We start from the raw sequence: 17,020 nt of genomic DNA, 5'->3' as shown, positions 1-17,020 counted from the left end.
CATCGAGGTCCGATGTGCAGTCCGCTGCTTCCGGCGCCCGCGGGGATGGACCTTGACGAAACAGGGGGCCAGGCTCTGTCGTTGAATGTCAGGCCAGAAGGCCCGGGCCGCCTCCGCCGCCAGGGGCTTCATGTCGGGGTGCTTGATCCGCCAGCGGCCCGACATCTGCTCGACGACGAGCTTGGAGTCCATCCTGACCCGGACCGTGGCGTCGGGCGCCAGCTCCAGGGCGGCGCGGAGGCCCGCGATGAGGCCCTTGTACTCGGCGACGTTGTTGGTCGCGACGCCGATGTACTCGGCGGCCTCCGCGAGGGTCTCGCCCGTGGCCGGGTCGAGGACGACGGCACCGTAACCGGCGGGTCCCGGATTGCCCCGGGAGCCGCCGTCCGCCTCGACCACGAGCTCGCGCATTACAGGCCGGACTCCGCCGTGCGGACGAGGATGCGGCGGCAGTTCTCGCAGCGCACGACCGCGTCCTTCGCGGCGGCCCGCACCTCGTTGAGCTCGGTGATGTTGAGCTCGATGTGGCAGCCCTCGCACTTGCGCTGGTAGAGGCGGGCCGCGCCGACGCCGCCCTGCTGCTCGCGCAGCTTCTCGTACAGCTTGAGCAGGTCGGCGGGGACGGAGCCGGCGACGACCTCGCGCTCCTTGGCGACGCCGGCGGCCTCCTCGTCGAGGCCGGCCTGGGCGGTGTCCCGGCGGGCGGTGGCGTCGTCGACCTTGGCCTGGACGGCGGCGACGCGCTCGGTGAGCTCGGCGACGCGCTCCTGGGCGGACTCGCGGCGCTCCATCACCTCCAGGACGATCTCCTCCAGGTCGCCCTGGCGCTTGGCGAGCGAGGTGATCTCGCGCTGGAGGTTCTCCAGGTCCTTCGGGGAGGAGACGGCGCCGGAGTCGAGCCGCTGCTGGTCGCGGGCGGCGCGCTGGCGGACCTGGTCGACGTCCTGCTCGGCCTTGGTCTGCTCGCGGGCGCAGTCGCCCTCCTCGGTCTGCGCGGCGACGAGCAGGTCGCGCAGCTGGGTGAGGTCCTTGGTCAGCGCCTCGATCTCCGCGTGCTCGGGCAGCGCCCTGCGCTTGTGGGCGAGCTGCTGGAGGCGGACGTCCAGGGCCTGGACGTCGAGGAGGCGGATCTGGTCGGCGGGCGCGGCGTTCAGTTGGGGGCTCCAGGGGAGGTGTGGTGGGAGGACCAGGGGTCGGTGACCGTCTTCGAGACGTGGACGCGGAGGTCCCAGCCGTGGCGGTCGGAGATCTCGTCGAGCTGGGCGGCGGCCTGCTCGCACCAGGGCCATTCGGTGGCCCAGTGGGCGGCGTCGACGAGACCCAGCGGGGAGTGCTGGGTGGCCTCGGAGACGGGGTGGTGGCGCAGGTCCGCGGTGAGGAAGGCGTCCACCCCGGCGGCGCGCACGGCGCCGAAGAGGCTGTCGCCGGAGCCGCCGCTGACGGCGACGCGGCGGACGGTCATGGCGGGGTCGCCGGCGACCCGGATGCCCTGCGCGGTGGCGGGCAGCCGCTCCGCGGCGCGGGCGGCGAACTCGGCGAGGGTCTCGGGGTGGTCGAGCTCGCAGATCCGGCCGAGGTTGTTCTCGGGGACGAGCGGGCCGGTGACGCGCAGGCCGAGGGCGCCGGCGAGGGCGTCGGAGACGCCGGGGTCGGCGGTGTCGGCGTTGGTGTGGGCGACGTGCAGGGCGATGTCGTGCTTGATCAGCGTGTGCACGACACGGCCCTTGAAGTGGCCGGCCGCGACCGTCGTCGTCCCCCGCAGGTAGAGCGGGTGGTGGGTGACGATCAGGTCGGCGCCGAGGGCGACGGCCTCGTCCGCGATCTCCTGGACGGGGTCGACGGCGAGGAGGACGCGCCCGACCTCGGCGTCGGGATCGCCGCAGACGGTGCCGACGGCGTCCCACGCCTCGGCCCGCTCGGGCGGCCAGAGGGCGTCGAGCGCGGCGATGACTTCAGACAGACGGGGCACGGAGGAAAGGCTACCTGCCCTCCGCGCCCCGCCGTCGTGGCCTGTGGATAACTCCGGCGCCTACTTGACCAGGTCGGCGCGCAGGTCGTCGAGGACGCTGTTCGCGGCGGTGACGCCGAGGCCGAGGTACCAGGTCTCGTCCGGGACGTCCTTGGCCTGGCCGGCCTTGACGGCCTTGAGGTTCTTCCAGAGCGGGTTGCCCTGGGCGGCGTCCTTCTTGGTGGCCTTGGCGTCGCCGTAGACGCCGGTGAAGATCCAGTCGGCGTCGGCCTGGTCGATCTTCTCGGGGCTGATCTCGGCGGCGAGCTCGTCGATCTGCTGGTTCTTCGGGCGGGGCAGGCCAGCGTCCTCGAGGATGGTGCCGATGAAGGAGGCCTTCGCGTAGAGGCGGATCTTGCCGGGGAGGTAGCGGACCATGGAGACGGTCGGCTTGTTCGGGCCGACGTCCTCGCCCAGCTTCTTCGCCTTGGCCTCGTAGGCGGCCAGCTTCTCCTTCGCCTCGGCGGTCCTGTCGAGCGCGGCGGCGTTGAGGAGGTAGTTCTCCTTCCAGGTGAAGCCCGGACGGATGGAGAAGACGGTCGGCGCGATCTTCGACAGCTCGTCGTACTTGTCGGCGGCGCGCAGCTGGCTGCCGAGGATGAGGTCGGGCTGGAGGTTGGCGATGGCCTCCAGGTTGAGGTTGTTGATGGTGCCGACCGACTTCGGGGCGCCGGCGTCCTTGGCGAGGTAGCCGGGGATGCCGTCGTCGCCCTCGGAGGGGGCGTAGCCGACGGGCTTGACGCCGAGGGAGACCACGTTGTCGAGCTCGCCGACGTCGAGGACGACGACCCGCTTGGGGGCGGCCTTGACCTCGGTGGTGCCCATGGCGTGGGTGAGGGTGCGGGGGAACTGGCCCGGCTTGGCGTCGGTGCCCATGGCGGCGGTCTTGGCGGCGGCGTCGCCGAAGTCCTTGCCGCCGGTGGCGACGTCCTTCTTCTTCGCCGTGTCCTCCTTCGCGGAGGCGTCGGACGCGTTGTCGCCCCCTCCGCAGGCCGCGAGGGAGAGGGCGGCGGCGAGGGCGACGGCGGCGGCGGTGCCGCGGCGGCGGAGGGACATCAGGGGGCTCCTCTTCGAGAGCGGACGTCGAGGTGGGACGGCACGGGGGACGGCCCACGGCGGAGTCACAGAATCCGCTTAGGGTCGCCTTACCTTACAAGGGCGGCTGCTCCGGCAGCACAGCCGCCCCCCGCCCCTCAACGGAACATGCGGACCGCCACCCTTATGTGTGAAGTGCGGGGGCTCGTGTTGTTCGGCTGGAAGTGCGAAAACTAGCGTCGTCGCCGGAGGTGACGAGTCGATGACAGCGTGTGCCATCGAGACCGCGGCCGAGGACGGCGACCACGAGAGGACGGCCGTCCGCCCCCCGGCGGGTCTCGCGATCACGGCGAACGGCGCGTACGCGGCCAGGCTCGCGGGCGCCGGGGACGCCCTGTACGCGGAGCGGTGGACCCTCGACGGCCCGGAGCCGTACGCCGTGCCGCTCCCCCTCGACCAGCCGGAGGAGGCCGGCACGCAGCTGCTGCCGCTCGCCGACGGCCGGGTCCTGGTGTGCCGCCGGGTGGACGGACGGCGCCACACCTTCTCGCTGCTCTACCCGACCGGCCCCGGCACCGGCGAGCTGCGGCTCGGCGCGGTGGAGGCCCCCGGCCCCGGGCGGCTCGAACTGCTGCCGCCCTCCCCCGACGGCATCTGCGCGTACGCGATGTACGCCGGCCCGGAGTCCACCACCCTCTGGCTGGTGGCGGGCGGGGCCTTCGGCCCGGAGCGGGTCGCGGAGGTCCCGGGCCACTGCGGGGGCGGGGTCTGGCTGGACCGTACGGGGCGGATGCTGGCCCTGGACCGGCGGCTCGGCGACGGGCCGGTGAAGGCGGTCGCGGTGGACCTGGAGCGGGGCGGCGAGGTGTCGCCGCTGCTCCAGATCACCGAGACGAGCGACGACCGGCTGCTCCTCGCGGACCCGGACAGCGGGCTGCTCCTGATCCGCTCGGACGCGCCCTCGCCGGGGCACGAGCGGCTGGGCTGGGGCGTGTGGGGGAGCCTGCTGCCGGTGCGGTTCCCGGAGTGCCTGCGGCTCGACGACGCGGCGGTGACGCCCTTCGCGATCCAGCCGGGGCAGGTGCTGATGCCGGAGAGCTGCGGGGTGGCGCTGCGGATCGACGCGGCGGCGGGCAGCTGGGTGGGCCTGTGGCGGCCCTCGGGGCGGCGGATGCACCAGGTGGCGGCGCCGCCCGGCTGGCTGGCCGGGGCCGGGGCGTGGTCGCCGGAGGGCGTCCTGCGGCTGCCGTGCTCGACGGAGGAGCTGCCGTGCGCGCTGGCGGGCCTGACGGTGCCGGAGGAGCCCGGACCGGAGGCGGGGAAGGAAGCGGAGCCGGAGGCGGGGACGCGGTCGGAGCCGGGGGCGGACGGGGCCGGGGAGCGGCCGCGCGCGTGCCGGCCGGTGCCGCTCCAGCAGGCGCCTCTGACGGACCGTAAACCCGCCGGTCCGGACCGTGAACCCGCTGGTTAGACTCACCGCCGCACGAAACACAGCACGAGCATGTCAACGGGGTGAACACGACCATGACGGAGAAGAGCACGGAGGCGACGCAGGAGTCGCCGCACACGGGCGCCGGACGGCACCGCGGCCCGGCCGCGTCGGCGGAGGAGTCCTCCTCCGCCCCGCACGGCCGGCACCGCCGCGAGGCGGACGAGCGTTAGGCCCGTCCGCCGTCGCACGCGCGTGGTGAAGGGCCCCGGGGATCCGCTCCCCGGGGCCCTTCGCCGTCCCCCTCCGCCCCGGGCTCAGCCCTTCTTCAGGCCCAGGACCTCGGCCGCCGCGAAGGTCTCGTTCGGCGGGCGCTCCGCGAAGTACGGGGAGAGCAGCCCGTCCAGCTCCTCGAAGCCGAAGACCTCCTTGGCGGTGTCGAACTTGGCCGCCACCCGGGGCCGTTCGACGATCGCGACCATCCCGCCGTGGACGACGAGCAGCTGTCCGTTGACCCGGGCCGCGGCCGGGGAGGCGAGGTAGCCGACGAGCGGGGCCACGTGCTCCGGCGACAGCGGGTCGAGCTCGTCCTCGCCGGCCGGCTCGGCGAAGCCGGCGAAGACGTCCTCCGTCATGCGGGTGCGGGCGCGGGGGCAGATGGCGTTGGCGGTGACCCCGTACTTGGCGAGCGCGAGCGCCGTCGAGGTGGTCAGGCCGACGATCCCGCCCTTGGCGGCCGCGTAGTTGGGCTGCCCGGCGGAGCCGGCGAGGAACGCCTCGGAGGAGGTGTTGACGATCCGGCCGTAGACGCCGGCCTCCCCCGCCTTGGCCCGGCCGCGCCAGTGGACGGCGGCGAAGTGGGTGGTGTTGAAGTGGCCCTTGAGGTGGACGCGGATGACCGGGTCCCACTCGTCCTCGCCCATCGAGAAGATCATCCGGTCGCGCAGGATGCCCGCGTTGTTGACCAGGACGTCCAGCTTGCCGAACTCGGCGACGGCCAGGTCGACCAGGCCGCGCGCGGTCTCGAAGTCGGAGACGTCGCCGAGGTGGGCGACGGCCCGGCCGCCGGCGGCGGTGATCTCGGCGGCCACCTCCTCGGCGGGGGCGGCCGACGCCTCCCCGGAGCCGTCCCGGCCGGGCTGCCCGTAGTCGTTGACGACGACGGCGGCGCCGAGCCGGGCCAGTTCGAGCGCCTCGGCGCGGCCGAGTCCGCGCCCGGCGCCGGTGACGATCGCGCTCAGCCCCTCAAGAGGCAGTGACATGGCGGGCTCCTCCCGGATCACGGTTCAGATCTCGATGCAGGTGCGGAGGGCCGCGCCGGTCCGCATCTGCTCCAGGGCCTCGTTGACGCCGGCCAGCGGGACCCGGTGGGTGATCAGCGACTCCAGGTCGACGCGGCCGGCCCGCCAGAGCGCGATGGCCCGCTCGTACGACCGGAGCACGTCGCCGCCGCCGTACATGGAGGGCAGGATCCGCTTCTCGTCGAAGAACAGCTCGAACATGTTGAGCTGGAGGAAGTCGTCGAGGGCGCCCGCGCCGACCACGCACAGGGTGCCGCCGCGCCGGGTCGTCTCGTACGCGGTGCGGGCGGTGGCGGACTTGCCGACGACCTCGAAGACGTAGTCGAAGCCCTCGCCGGCGGTGATCCGCTGCTTGGCGTCGGCGAGGTCCTCGGGGGCGACGGCCTCGGTGGCGCCGAAGCGGAGCGCGGCCTCGCGGCGGGACGCGACGGGGTCGACGGCGACGATCTGGGCGGCGCCCTGGAGCTTCGCCCCCTGGATCGCGGAGATGCCGACGCCGCCGCAGCCGATGACGGCGACCGAGGAACCGGCCTCCACCTTGGCGGTGTTGATGGCGGCGCCGAGGCCGGTGGTGACGCCGCAGCCGATGAGGGCGGCGACGTCGAAGGGCACGTCGTCGGGGATGGGGACGGCGCAGCCGGCGTCGACGACGACCTCCTCGGCGAAGGTGCCGGTGCCGGCGAAGCCGAAGACGTCCCCGCCGGGGCGCTTGAAGTTGGGGGTGCCGGCGTTCATGAAGCCGGCCAGGCAGAGCTGGGTCTGGCCGCGTCGGCAGGCGGCGCAGGTGCCGCAGGCGGGCAGCCAGCAGAGCAGCACCCGCTGGCCCGGGGTCAGTCCGGTGACGCCGTCGCCGACGTCGAGGATCTCGCCGGCGCCCTCGTGGCCGGGGACGAACGGCGCGGGCTGCGGCAGGACGCCGCTCATGGCGGAGACGTCCGAGTGGCACAGGCCGGTGGCCCGCACCCGAATCCGCACCCTGCCCGGGCCGAAGCCCACCGCCTCGACGTCGTCGAGGACCTCCAGTTTGTCCTGGCCGATCTCGTGCAGTACGGCTGCGCGCATGGTGCGGCTCCAATCAGCGGGCGGATCAGGAGTGTTCGACGAGGGTGTCGGCGAGGACGGGCGCGTCGTCGCGTTCCACGGCGGTGACGGTCGCCTGGACGCGGCCCTCGCCGGCCCACATCCGGACGCGCAGGGTCTCGCCCGGGAAGACGATCCCGGCGAAGCGGGTGCGGTAGGCGCGGACGCGGGTGACGTCGCCGCCGAGGAGGGAGTCGACGACGGCCTTGAGGGTCATGCCGTACGAGCAGAGGCCGTGCAGGATCGGGCGGTCGAAGCCGGCCAGGGCGGCGAACTCGGGGTCGGCGTGGAGCGGGTTCCAGTCGCCGGAGAGCCGGTAGAGGAGGGCCTGTTCCTCGCGGATCGGGCGCTCGACGGTCTTGTCCGGCTCGCGGGCGGGCACCTCCAGGCGCTCGGAGGGGCCGCGGTCGCCGCCCCAGCCGCCCTCGCCGCGGACGAAGATCTGGGCGTCGGAGGTCCACAGCGGGCCGTCGTCGTCGACGGCCTCGGAGCGCAGCACGAGGACGGCTGCCTTGCCCTTGTCGTACACGGCGGCGACGCGGGAGGTGGAGACCGCGCGGCCGCCGGTGGGCAGCGGGCGGTGGAGGGTGATCGACTGGCCGCCGTGGAGGACGGCGGCGAGGTCGATGTCGATGCCGGGGGCGGACAGTCCGCCGACGACCCCCATGCCGGCGCCGGCGACGGTGGCGAAGCTGGGCAGCACGTGGAGCCGGGATTCGAGGGTGTAGCGCAGCTCGGCCGGGTCGGTGGCCGGGCGGCCCGCGCCGATGCCGAGGTGGTAGAGCTGCACGTCCTTGTGGTCCCAGGCGATCTCGGCGCTGCGGGGTTCGGCGGCGAGGGCCTTGGCGGCGTCAATGGGCATCGACCTGCTGCTCCTTGGAGGCCTCGGGGTGGAAGACCTCGGCGCGACCGTCCGCACCGTCGGTCACGCCGAGGCCGTGCGGGAACCGTCCCGTACGCGCCGGTGTAGAACGCGTTCCAGTTCGGTGCACCATGTATAGCGGAGGGCCGGGGCGTTGGGAACCCTCGCACGCGACTCTCCTGACGGTACGTCAGAAACACCTTCCGGGCGAGGCCCCGGACACGCGGCACGGCCGCGCCCGTGGCGCCCGGCGCGGACGCGGTGTCACCCCTAGGCTTCGGAGGGTGAACGAGATGCCGCGGGACCACCGGCCGTCGAAGTCCGTCCGGGTGCTCATCGCCGAGGACCGGGGGGCGGGGCGCGGGGCGCTCGCGCTGCTGCTCGGGATGGAGCCGGACATCGAGGTCGTCGCCCGGGTCGGGCGGGGGGACGAGGTCGTGGAGCGGGCGCTGGTGGCGCGGCCCGACGTGGCGCTGCTCGACGTCGAGCTGCCGGGGCGGTCGGGGCTGGACGCGGCGGCGGAGCTGCGGGACGAGGTGCCGGACTGCCGGGTGCTGATCCTGACGACCTCCGGCCGGCCCGGGTACCTGCGGCGGGCGACGGAAGCGGGGGCGGCCGGGTTCCTGGTGAAGGACGGGCCGGTGGAGGAGCTGGCGGAGGCGATCCGGGCGGTGCTGCGGGGCGAGACCGTCATCGATCCGGCGCTCGCGGCGGCCGCGCCCGACGCGGGGCCGAACCCGCTGACGGCCCGTGAGCGGGAGGCCCTCGCCGCGGCGGCGGACGGGGCGGCGGTCGCGGACGTCGCGGGGCGCCTGCGCCTGTCGGAGCCGACGGTGCGGGACCTCCTGGCGTCCGCCGTCGGCAAGACCGGGACGCGGAACCGGACGGAGGCGGCACGGGCGGCCCGGCGGCAGGGCTGGCTCTGAACCGCGTCCACCGGACGGTGACGGCTACGCGGTCTTCCGCGCCGTTCGGTGGACGGGGCGGGGCAGCCAGACGGCCATCAGGGCGGCGGCGGTGAGGAGGACGCCGGCCGAGACGCGGAAGGCCATGGCGTAGCCGGGGACCAGGGAGGAGGGGTCCGGGGTGCCGGAGGCGGCGAAGTCCGGGCCCGCGGAGAAGGAGGCCGCGGCCGCCACCGTGGTCAGGACGGCGAGGCCGAGGGCGCCGCCCATCGTGCGGGAGGTGTTGACGAGGCCGGAGACGAGGCCCGCGTCGCCGGGGGCGGCGCCGGAGGTGGCGAGGGTGGCGAGCGGGGTGGTGGCGAGGCCGATGCCGCCCATCATGAGGAGGCCGGGGCCGAGGATGGTGGTGAGGAAGGTGCCGTCGGCGGTCAGGGCGGACTGCCAGGCGAAGCCCGCGGCGGCGACGAGGATGCCCGTGATCGCGAGGGCGCGGGCGCCGGTGACGGCCATCAGGCGGGGCGCGGCCTTGGAGCCGACGAGGACGGCGAGGGAGCTGGGGACGAGGGCGAGGCCGGCCTGGAGGGGGGTGTAGCCGAGGACGTTCTGCGCGTACACCGTCATGAAGAACCACATGGCGAAGGAGCTGGCGCCGCAGAGCATGATCCCGGTGTTGGCGGCGGACACGGCCCGGTTGCGGAAGATGCCGAGGGGGACGAGGGGTTCCTTCGCGCGCCGCTCGACGGCGACGAAGACGGCGAGGAGGGCGAGGCCGCCGAGGAGCGGCAGCAGGGTCGCGGCGGAGGTCCAGCCGGCCGCCTCGGTCTGGACGATGCCGTACGCGAGGGTGGCGAGGCCGGCGGTGACGAGGACGGCGCCGGGCAGGTCCGGGCGGCGGCCGGTGGCGGTGCGGCCCTCGCGGAGCCGGAGCGCGGCGGCGGCGAGGACGAGGACGCCGACGGGGACGTTGACGAGGAGGACCCACCGCCAGTTCAGCAGGTCGACGAGGAGGCCGCCGACGAAGCCGCCCGCGGCGCCGCCGGCCGCGCCGACCGCCGTCCAGGTGCCGATGGCCCGGGTGCGGGCGGCACCGGCGGGGACGGCGGAGGTGACGAGGGTGAGGGTGGCCGGGGAGAGCGCCGCCGCGCCCAGGCCCTGCGCGGCCCGCGCGGCGATGAGCCAGCCGCCCTCGGGGGCGACGCCGCCGACGACCGAGGCGGCGGTGAAGAGCCCGAGACCGGCCAGGAACATGGTCTTCCGCCCGTACAGGTCGGCCGCCCTGCCGCCGAGCAGCATGAAGCCGGCGAAGGCGATCGAGTAGGCGTTGATCACCCACTGGAGGCCGAGGGCGGAGAGCCCGAGGTCGGCCTTGAGGGAGGGCAGGGCCACGTTCATGACCGACACGTCGAGGACGACGAGGAACTGGCCCGCGCAGGCGACGAGGACGACGAGCCAGGGGCGGGAGGCGGATATGGACGGGCGGGTCGTGGTGCCTTCGGCGGCGGAGTCGGTCTGCGGCATGGATGTCATGGTCGCAGACCGGCTCCGCCCCGTACATGAGCGAGAAGGCCTAGGACCTGCGGAGGAGGGTCACGACGGCCGCGCCGCCGAGGCCGATGTTGTGGGCGAGGCCGACGCGGGCGCCGGGCACCTGGCGGTCGGCGGCCTCGCCGCGGAGCTGCCAGACGAGTTCGGCGGCCTGGGCGAGGCCGGTGGCGCCGAGGGGGTGGCCCTTGGAGATGAGGCCGCCGGAGGGGTTGACGACCCACCGGCCGCCGTAGGTGGTGGCGCCGGACTCGACGAGTTTCCCGGAGGCGCCCTCCTCGCACATGCCGAGGGCCTCGTAGGTGAGGAGTTCGTTGATGGAGAAGCAGTCGTGGAGTTCGACGACGTCGACGTCCTCGATGCCGAGTCCGGAGCGCTCGTACGCCTGCCGGGCGGCCTCCCGGGACATGGGGCGGCCGACGGCGTCGACGCAGGAGCCGGAGGCGAAGGACTCGCCGGTGTCGGTGGTCATGGCCTGTCCGGCGATCTCCACGGCCCGGTCCTCCAGGCCGTGGGCGGCGACGAAGCGCGCGGAGACGACGAGGGCGGCGGCGGCGCCGTCGGAGGTGGGCGAGCACTGGAGCCTGGTGAGGGGCCGGTGGACGGTCTTCGCGGCGAGGACCTCGTCGACGGTGTACACGTCCTGGAACTGGGCGCGGGGGTTGCGGGAGGAGTGGAGGTGGTTCTTGGCGGCGACGGCGGCGAGCTGCGCCTCGGTGGTGCCGTACCGCTCCATGTGCTCGCGGGCGGCGTTGCCGAAGATCTGCGCGGTGGGCGGGGACGCCTCGAAGCCGTGGGCGGCGGCCATGATGCCGTAGTGCCGGGCGACGGGTGAGGTCGCGAAGTCCCCCGCACCGGAACCGCCGCCCAGGGAGCCCCTGTTCATCTTCTCGAAGCCGAGGGCGAGGACGCAGTCGGCGACGCCGCCCTCGACGAACTGGCGGGCGGTCATGAGGGCGGTGGCGCCGGTGGCGCAGTTGTTGTTGAGGTTGTAGACGGGCAGGCCGGTGAGGCCGAGTTCGTAGACGGCCCGCTGGCCGGCGGTGGAGGCCTGGAAGCAGTGGCCGACGGCGGCCTGTTCGACCTGCTCGTAGCGGACGCCGGCGTCGGCGAGGGCGGCGGTGCCGGCCTCGCGGGCCATGTCCCAGTACTGCCAGTCGCGGGTCTCGGGCTTCTCGAACTTCGTCATGCCGACCCCGACGATGTACGACTTACCGGCGTGCTGCATGGCGTGCCCTCTCAGTCCCTGGGGAGGCCGAGCAGCCGCTCGGCGACGACGTTGAGCTGGACCTGGGTGGTGCCTCCGGCGATGGTCAGGCAGCGGGACATGAGGTACCCGTGGACGGCCGCCGCGCCGGGGCCCTCGCGCACGGCGCCGTCGGGGCCGAGGAGTTCGAGGGCGAGTTCGGCGGTCTTCTGCTGGTGGAGGGTCTGGACGAGCTTGCGGACGCTGGCGCCGGCGCCGGGTTCGAGGCCGGAGACCTGGCGGAGGGTGGTGCGCAGGCCGATGCAGGCGAGGGCGTGGGCCTCGGCGAGGAGGCCACCGGTGCGGGCCCGTACGGAGCCGTCGGCCTCGGCGGCGGCCTTGATGAGCGCTTCGAGGCCGGTGTCGAAGACGACCTGGTCGGCCATGTGGACGCGTTCGTTGCCGAGGGTGGTGCGGGCGACCCGCCAGCCGTCGTTCACCTCGCCGACGACGGCGTCGGCGGGGAGGAGGGCGCCGTCGAACCAGACCTCGTTGAAGAGGGAGTCGCCGGTGATCTCCTTCAGGGGCCGGATGTCGATGCCGGGGGTGTTCCGCATGTCGACGAGGAAGTACGTGAGCCCCCGGTGCTTGGGGGCGGCGGGGTCGGTGCGGGCGAGCAGGATGCCGAAGTCGGCCGTGCGGGCGGCGCTCGTCCACACCTTCTGTCCGGTGATCCGCCAGCGGCCGTCCCCGGTGCGTTCGGCGCGGGTGCGCAGGGAGGCGAGGTCGGAGCCGGCGTCGGGCTCGGAGAAGAGCTGGCACCAGCGCTGGTCGCCGCGGAGGGTGGGGCCGAGGTGGCGTTCCCGCTGGGCGGGGCTGCCGTGGGCGAGGAGGGAGGGGACGACCCAGGTGGCGATGCCGAGTCCGGGGAGGGTGATGCCGGCGTCGTCGAGGGCGCGCTGGACGGCGAGCTGCTGGAGGGGGCCCGCGCCGAGGCCGTACGGCTCCGGGAGGTGCGGGGCGGCGTGACCGGTGGGGGCGAGGGCGCGGCGGGCGGCGGCGGGGTCGAGTCCGGCGGCGGGGGCGACGGCCGCGCGGGCGGCGGCGCGGTACGGCTCGGCGGCGGCCGGCAGGTCGAGGCGGAGGCCGCGGCGCAGGCCGGTGGCGGCGTGTCGGAGGGCGTCGAGCCGGAACCGGTCGCCGGTGCCGAGGAGCTGGCGGGCGACGAGGGCGCGGCGGAGCAGGAGGTGGGCGTCGTGCTCCCAGGTGAAGCCGATGCCGCCGAGGATCTGGACGCAGTCCTTGGCGCAGCTGTGGGCGGCGTCGAGGGCGGTGGCGGCGGCGAGGGCGGCGACGAGGGGCCGGGCGGGGTCGTGGGTGGCGCGGGCGGCGTCCCAGGTGAGGGCGCGGGCCTGTTCGAGCCGGAGCAGCATGTCGGCGCAGAGGTGTTTGACGCCCTGGAACCGTCCGATGGGCCGGCCGAACTGCTCGCGGGTGCGGGCGTGCGCGGCGGCGGTCTCGACGGCGCGGGCCGCGGTGCCGCAGGCGTCGGCGGCGAAGAGGACGGCGGCGAGGTCGTGGACGAGCCCGGGGTCGAGGGCGAGGAGCCGGTCGGCGGGCACGGGGAGGGCGGCGGCGGTGACCTCGGCGGTGGGCCGGGTGGGGTCGGCACAGGCGTGTGCCCGGACGGTGAGGCCGGGGGCGGGCGCGTCGACGGCGAGCCAGACGGTGCCGTCGCCGGTGGCGGCCCGGAGGAGGAGCAGGTCGGCCTGGGCGGCGCCGAGGACGGGCGGGGCGGTGCCGTCGAGGAGGTACCCGGTGCCGGTCCGTACGGCGGTGAGGGTGCCGGGTCCGCCGAGGGCGACGGCGCCGGTCCGGCGGCCTTCGGCGAGGTCGGCGAGGAGCGCGGACGCCCCTGCCCGGTGGAGGAGTTCGGTGGCGAGGACGGACGGCAGGTAGGGGCCGGGGAGGAGGGCGCGGGCGGTCTCCTCGACGACGACGGCGAGGTCGTCGAGGCCGCCGCCCCCGCCGCCGTGCTCCTCGGGTACGTGGATCCCGAGGAGGCCCTGCGCGGCGGCGGCGTCCCAGTGGTCGGGCCGGCCGCCGGGCGGCTCGGGCGCGTCGAGCCACCGGCGGATCTCCTCGGGGGGCGCGGCGCGGGTGAGCCAGGCGCGGACGGACCGGGCGAGGTCCCGCTGTTCGTGCGTGATGGCGATGCCCATGGCGCGCAGAGTAGAACACGTTCCATTCCGACGGAAGGCCGGATCTGACGGAAGGTCAGGTGAGGTCCGGATCCCCGGCGCCGCGGCGCGCGCTCACTCCCCGTTCGGCACGCCCTCCGGCGCCTCGGGCTTCGTCAGCAGGATCTCCCGGGCCTGTTCGGCGGCGCGGACGATGCCCTCGCCGACGAAGTCCATGAAGCGGGCGACGTTCTCCAGACGGGCGGCGGCCGGGGTGCCGGGGCCGAGGACGGCGACGCCCTGGCGGGCGATCTCGACCATCTGCTCGTTGGCCTTGGCGGCGGCGATCATCGACTGGTACCAGAGCTCGTCGTCGACGATGTACCGCTCGCGGCGCCGGTCGTCGCGCTCGCGGCGGATGAGGCTCTGGCTCTCCAGGAAGGCGATGGCCTTGGAGACGGAACCGGCGCTGACCTGGAGCCGTTCGGCGAGTTCGCCGGCGGTGAGGCTGCCGGCGTCGGTGGCGTAGAGGGCGGCGAGGACGCGGGCGGTCATGCGGGGCAGGCCGCTCTGCATGAAGACGGTGGCGAACGCCTCCTCGTAGTCGCGCACGGCCGCCGCGTCGCGCCCGTCGGTCCGCACGGGCGGCCGGGCGTCGCCGCCGGGCCGGCGCCGGCGGGCGCGGTTCTCGGTGGCGCGGTGGGCCAGGTCGGGGCGGTAGGCGGTGGGGCCGCCGTTGCGCATCACCTCGCGCGTGACGGTGGAGGTGGGGCGGTCGAGGCGCCGGGCGATCTCCGCGTAGGCGAGTCCGTCCGCCAGTCCCAGCGCGATCTGCTGGCGCTCCTGCTGCGTGAGCCTGCCTCCCGGCATCGCGTTCTCCCTCTCATCCGTCCGATGTGTCCCCGTGACGCCGCCAGCATAGCGTTCACTCCCTCTCCATTGCAACGCCCAGGCATATGCCGTTGCATCACTCCAGCGTTCATTGCAATGAATTATCTGCATTGACCTGCACTGATGCCATTCCATCGCAACGAACCTGTTGCCACACCTTGGAAAGCAACGTAGCTTTTCTCATGTCGGAAACGCCGACGGACACCACTCCACAGGAGCAGACACCATGCAGAGCTTCGCCACCACCGCCCCGATCGCCGCCGTCGTCACCGTCCCGGCCGGCCACCTCCGCTTCATCGCCGCCGACCGGGCCGACGCCACCGTCGAGGTCCGCCCCGCCAACCCCTCCAAGGGCCGCGACGTGAAGGCCGCCGAGGAGATCGCGGTCTCCTTCGCCGACGGCGTGCTGCGGATCACGGCCCCCGAGGCCAAGAACCAGCTCTTCGGCCCGGCCGGCGCCGTCGAGGTCACCGTCCAGCTCCCGGCCGGCTCCGCGGTCGAGGCCAAGGCCGCCGCGGCCGACCTGCGGGGCGTCGGCCGGCTCGGCGACGTCACCTGCGAGGCCGCGCAGGGCCCGGTCAAGCTCGACGAGGCCGCGCGCGTCCGCCTCTCCCTCCAGGACGGCGACATCACGATCGGCCGCCTGAACGGTTCCGCCGAACTCACCACCGCCCGCGGCGACCTGCGGATCGCCGAGGCCACCACCGGCACCGTCGTCCTCGCCACCCAGTCCGGCTCCATCACCGTCGGCGCCGCCCGCGGCACCGCCGCCACCCTCGACGCCGGCACCTCCTACGGCCGCATCAGCAACACCCTGCAGAACGCCAAGGGCGCCGGCGCCGACCTCACCATCCGCGCCACCACGTCGTACGGCGACATCACCGCCCACGCCAACTGACCGCCCCCACCGCCTTCCAGAGAACGAGGAGCACACCCGTCATGACGCACCCCGCGATCGCGGCGAACGGTCTGCGCAAGTCGTACGGCGACAAGGTCGTCCTCGACGGAGTCGACCTGACCGTCGCCCAGGGCACGGTCTTCGCCCTGCTCGGTCCGAACGGCGCCGGCAAGACGACCGCCGTGAAGATCCTCTCCACACTCGTCTCCGCCGACTCCGGGCAGGCGTCCGTCGCCGGCCACGACCTGGCCACCGACGCCCACAAGGTCCGCACGGCGATCGGCGTCACCGGCCAGTTCTCCGCCGTCGACGGCCTGATCACCGGCGAGGAGAACATGCTCCTCATGGCCGACCTGCACCACCTGCCCAAGGCCGAGGGACGCAGGGTCACCGCCGAACTCCTCGCCCGCTTCGACCTCCTGGACGCCGCGAAGAAGCCCGCCTCCACCTACTCCGGCGGCATGAAGCGCCGCCTCGACATCGCCATGACCCTCGTCGGCGACCCCAGGATCATCTTCCTCGACGAACCCACCACCGGCCTCGACCCCCGCTCCCGCCACACCATGTGGCAGATCATCCGCGCACTCGTCGCCGACGGCGTCACCGTCTTCCTCACCACCCAGTACCTCGAAGAAGCCGACCAACTCGCCGACCGCATCGCCGTCCTCAACGGCGGCCGCATCGTCGCCGAAGGCACCCCCGACCAGCTCAAACGCCAGATCCCCGGCGGCCACGTCCGCCTCCGCTTCACCGGCCCCGACGCCTATCGCAGCGCCTCCGACGCGCTGCGCGAGGCGACGGGGGACGACGAGGCCCTGACCCTCCAGATCGCGAACGACGGCAGCCAGCGGGCGCTCCGGGCCCTGCTCGACCGGCTCGACACGGCCGGCATCGAGGCGGAGGAACTCACCGTCCACACCCCGGACCTCGACGACGTCTTCTTCGCCCTCACCGCCACCACCGTCCCCGCCCAGCCGAAGGAGACCGCCCGATGAGCACCCTGTCCCTCGCCGTCCGCGACTCGTCCACGATGCTCCGCCGCAACCTCCTGCACGCCCGGCGCTACCCCTCCCTCACCCTGAACCTGCTGCTCACGCCGGTGATGCTGCTCCTGCTCTTCGTGTACGTCTTCGGCGACGTGATGAGCGCCGGCATGGGCGGCGCGGACCGCTCCGCGTACGTCGCCTACCTCGTGCCGGGCCTGCTGCTCATGACGATCGGCTCCACCGTGATCGGCACGGCGGTCTCCGTCTCGAACGACATGAGCGAGGGCATCATCGCCCGCTTCCGCACCATGGCGATCCACCGCCCGTCGGTCCTCGTCGGACACGTCGTCGGAAGCGTCCTCCAGTCGGTGGCGAGCGTCGTCCTCGTCGGCGCGGTGGGCGTGGCGATCGGCTTCCGCTCCACGGACGCCACGGCCCTGGAGTGGCTGGCCGCCTTCGGCCTGCTGGTGCTGTTCGCCACGGCGCTCACCTGGATCGCGGTCGGCATGGGCCTGGTCTCCCCCAACGCGGAGGCCGCGTCCAACAACGCGCTGCCGCTGATCTTCCTGCCGCTGATCTCCAGCGCCTTCGTCCCGGTCGCGCAGATGCCGGGCTGGTTCCAGCCGATCGCCGAGTACCAGCCCTTCACCCCCGCCATCGAGACCCTCCGCGGCCTCCTCCTCGGCACCGGGATCGGCCACAACGGCTGGCTCGCCG

Annotated in this window: 17 protein-coding genes; 6 read left to right on the top strand and 11 right to left on the bottom strand. The window is 74.1% G+C overall.

Annotated features, from left to right (window positions below):
• The 4 genes from AB0E83_RS32395 to AB0E83_RS32380 form a co-directional block, all read right to left on the bottom strand.
• The coding region (locus tag AB0E83_RS32395) for a reverse transcriptase-like protein (RefSeq protein ID WP_362119872.1) at nucleotides 1–411 on the bottom strand (411 nt) is incomplete at its 3' end.
• Complete coding sequence (locus AB0E83_RS32390; RefSeq protein WP_362119876.1) at nucleotides 411–1,154, bottom strand: C4-type zinc ribbon domain-containing protein; 744 nt, start codon at nucleotides 1,152–1,154, stop codon at nucleotides 411–413. The genes AB0E83_RS32395 and AB0E83_RS32390, both read right to left, overlap by 1 nt.
• Entirely contained in the window at nucleotides 1,151–1,969 is an 819-nt protein-coding gene (locus AB0E83_RS32385) for a Nif3-like dinuclear metal center hexameric protein (protein WP_362119870.1), read from the bottom strand. Before AB0E83_RS32385 ends, AB0E83_RS32390 begins: the two co-directional genes overlap by 4 nt.
• A gap of 60 nt (nucleotides 1,970–2,029) precedes the next feature.
• Nucleotides 2,030–3,064 (bottom strand): iron-siderophore ABC transporter substrate-binding protein, encoded by a 1,035-nt coding sequence (locus tag AB0E83_RS32380; RefSeq protein ID WP_362119868.1) that lies wholly within the window; start codon nucleotides 3,062–3,064, stop codon nucleotides 2,030–2,032.
• Between the two features lie 241 nt (nucleotides 3,065–3,305).
• Between AB0E83_RS32380 and AB0E83_RS32375 the strand changes: the two genes are divergently transcribed.
• Entirely contained in the window at nucleotides 3,306–4,514 is a 1,209-nt protein-coding gene (locus AB0E83_RS32375; RefSeq protein WP_362119866.1) for a hypothetical protein, read from the top strand.
• Between the two features lie 53 nt (nucleotides 4,515–4,567).
• The gene (locus tag AB0E83_RS32370) at nucleotides 4,568–4,705 is read left to right on the top strand and encodes a hypothetical protein (protein ID WP_362119864.1); all 138 of its coding nucleotides are present in this window, start codon (nucleotides 4,568–4,570) and stop codon (nucleotides 4,703–4,705) included.
• A gap of 84 nt (nucleotides 4,706–4,789) precedes the next feature.
• Here the strand turns inward: AB0E83_RS32370 and AB0E83_RS32365 are convergent, their stop codons facing one another.
• The 3 genes from AB0E83_RS32365 to AB0E83_RS32355 are packed head-to-tail and all read right to left on the bottom strand — an operon-like array spanning nucleotide 4,790 to nucleotide 7,715.
• On the bottom strand, nucleotides 4,790–5,734 hold the full coding sequence (locus AB0E83_RS32365; RefSeq protein ID WP_362119862.1) for a 3-oxoacyl-ACP reductase: 945 nt from the start codon (nucleotides 5,732–5,734) through the stop codon (nucleotides 4,790–4,792).
• Between the two features lie 24 nt (nucleotides 5,735–5,758).
• Complete coding sequence (locus tag AB0E83_RS32360) at nucleotides 5,759–6,835, bottom strand: Zn-dependent alcohol dehydrogenase (RefSeq protein ID WP_362119860.1); 1,077 nt, start codon at nucleotides 6,833–6,835, stop codon at nucleotides 5,759–5,761.
• A 25-nt stretch (nucleotides 6,836–6,860) separates the two neighbouring features.
• Entirely contained in the window at nucleotides 6,861–7,715 is an 855-nt protein-coding gene (locus AB0E83_RS32355) for a MaoC/PaaZ C-terminal domain-containing protein (RefSeq protein WP_362119859.1), read from the bottom strand.
• 293 nt (nucleotides 7,716–8,008) lie between these two features.
• On the opposite strand from AB0E83_RS32355, the gene AB0E83_RS32350 reads away from it, so the two are divergent.
• Complete coding sequence (locus AB0E83_RS32350; RefSeq protein WP_362119874.1) at nucleotides 8,009–8,641, top strand: response regulator transcription factor; 633 nt, start codon at nucleotides 8,009–8,011, stop codon at nucleotides 8,639–8,641.
• A 24-nt stretch (nucleotides 8,642–8,665) separates the two neighbouring features.
• Here the strand turns inward: AB0E83_RS32350 and AB0E83_RS32345 are convergent, their stop codons facing one another.
• The 4 genes from AB0E83_RS32345 to AB0E83_RS32330 all read right to left on the bottom strand — a co-directional run bounded on the left by AB0E83_RS32345 (nucleotide 8,666) and on the right by AB0E83_RS32330 (nucleotide 14,398).
• A complete protein-coding gene (locus AB0E83_RS32345) occupies nucleotides 8,666–10,138 on the bottom strand; it encodes an MFS transporter (protein ID WP_362119857.1) in 1,473 nt (490 codons plus the stop codon).
• 49 nt (nucleotides 10,139–10,187) lie between these two features.
• Entirely contained in the window at nucleotides 10,188–11,390 is a 1,203-nt protein-coding gene (locus tag AB0E83_RS32340; RefSeq protein ID WP_362119855.1) for a lipid-transfer protein, read from the bottom strand.
• An 11-nt stretch (nucleotides 11,391–11,401) separates the two neighbouring features.
• Nucleotides 11,402–13,570, bottom strand: coding sequence for an acyl-CoA dehydrogenase (locus AB0E83_RS32335; RefSeq protein WP_362119853.1), 2,169 nt, complete (start codon nucleotides 13,568–13,570; stop codon nucleotides 11,402–11,404).
• Between the two features lie 93 nt (nucleotides 13,571–13,663).
• Nucleotides 13,664–14,398 (bottom strand): helix-turn-helix domain-containing protein, encoded by a 735-nt coding sequence (locus tag AB0E83_RS32330; RefSeq protein WP_362119851.1) that lies wholly within the window; start codon nucleotides 14,396–14,398, stop codon nucleotides 13,664–13,666.
• A 247-nt stretch (nucleotides 14,399–14,645) separates the two neighbouring features.
• Between AB0E83_RS32330 and AB0E83_RS32325 the strand changes: the two genes are divergently transcribed.
• The 3 genes from AB0E83_RS32325 to AB0E83_RS32315 all read left to right on the top strand — a co-directional run.
• Nucleotides 14,646–15,317 (top strand): DUF4097 family beta strand repeat-containing protein, encoded by a 672-nt coding sequence (locus AB0E83_RS32325; protein ID WP_362119849.1) that lies wholly within the window; start codon nucleotides 14,646–14,648, stop codon nucleotides 15,315–15,317.
• Between the two features lie 41 nt (nucleotides 15,318–15,358).
• Entirely contained in the window at nucleotides 15,359–16,312 is a 954-nt protein-coding gene (locus tag AB0E83_RS32320; RefSeq protein ID WP_362119847.1) for an ATP-binding cassette domain-containing protein, read from the top strand.
• The coding region (locus AB0E83_RS32315; protein WP_362119845.1) for an ABC transporter permease at nucleotides 16,309–17,020 on the top strand (712 nt) is incomplete at its 3' end. The genes AB0E83_RS32320 and AB0E83_RS32315, both read left to right, overlap by 4 nt.

It is taken from the genome of Streptomyces sp. NPDC035033 (genome assembly GCF_040636735.1).
Lineage (GTDB): Bacteria > Actinomycetota > Actinomycetes > Streptomycetales > Streptomycetaceae > Streptomyces.
This window is presented reverse-complemented; position numbering and strand designations above follow the sequence as displayed.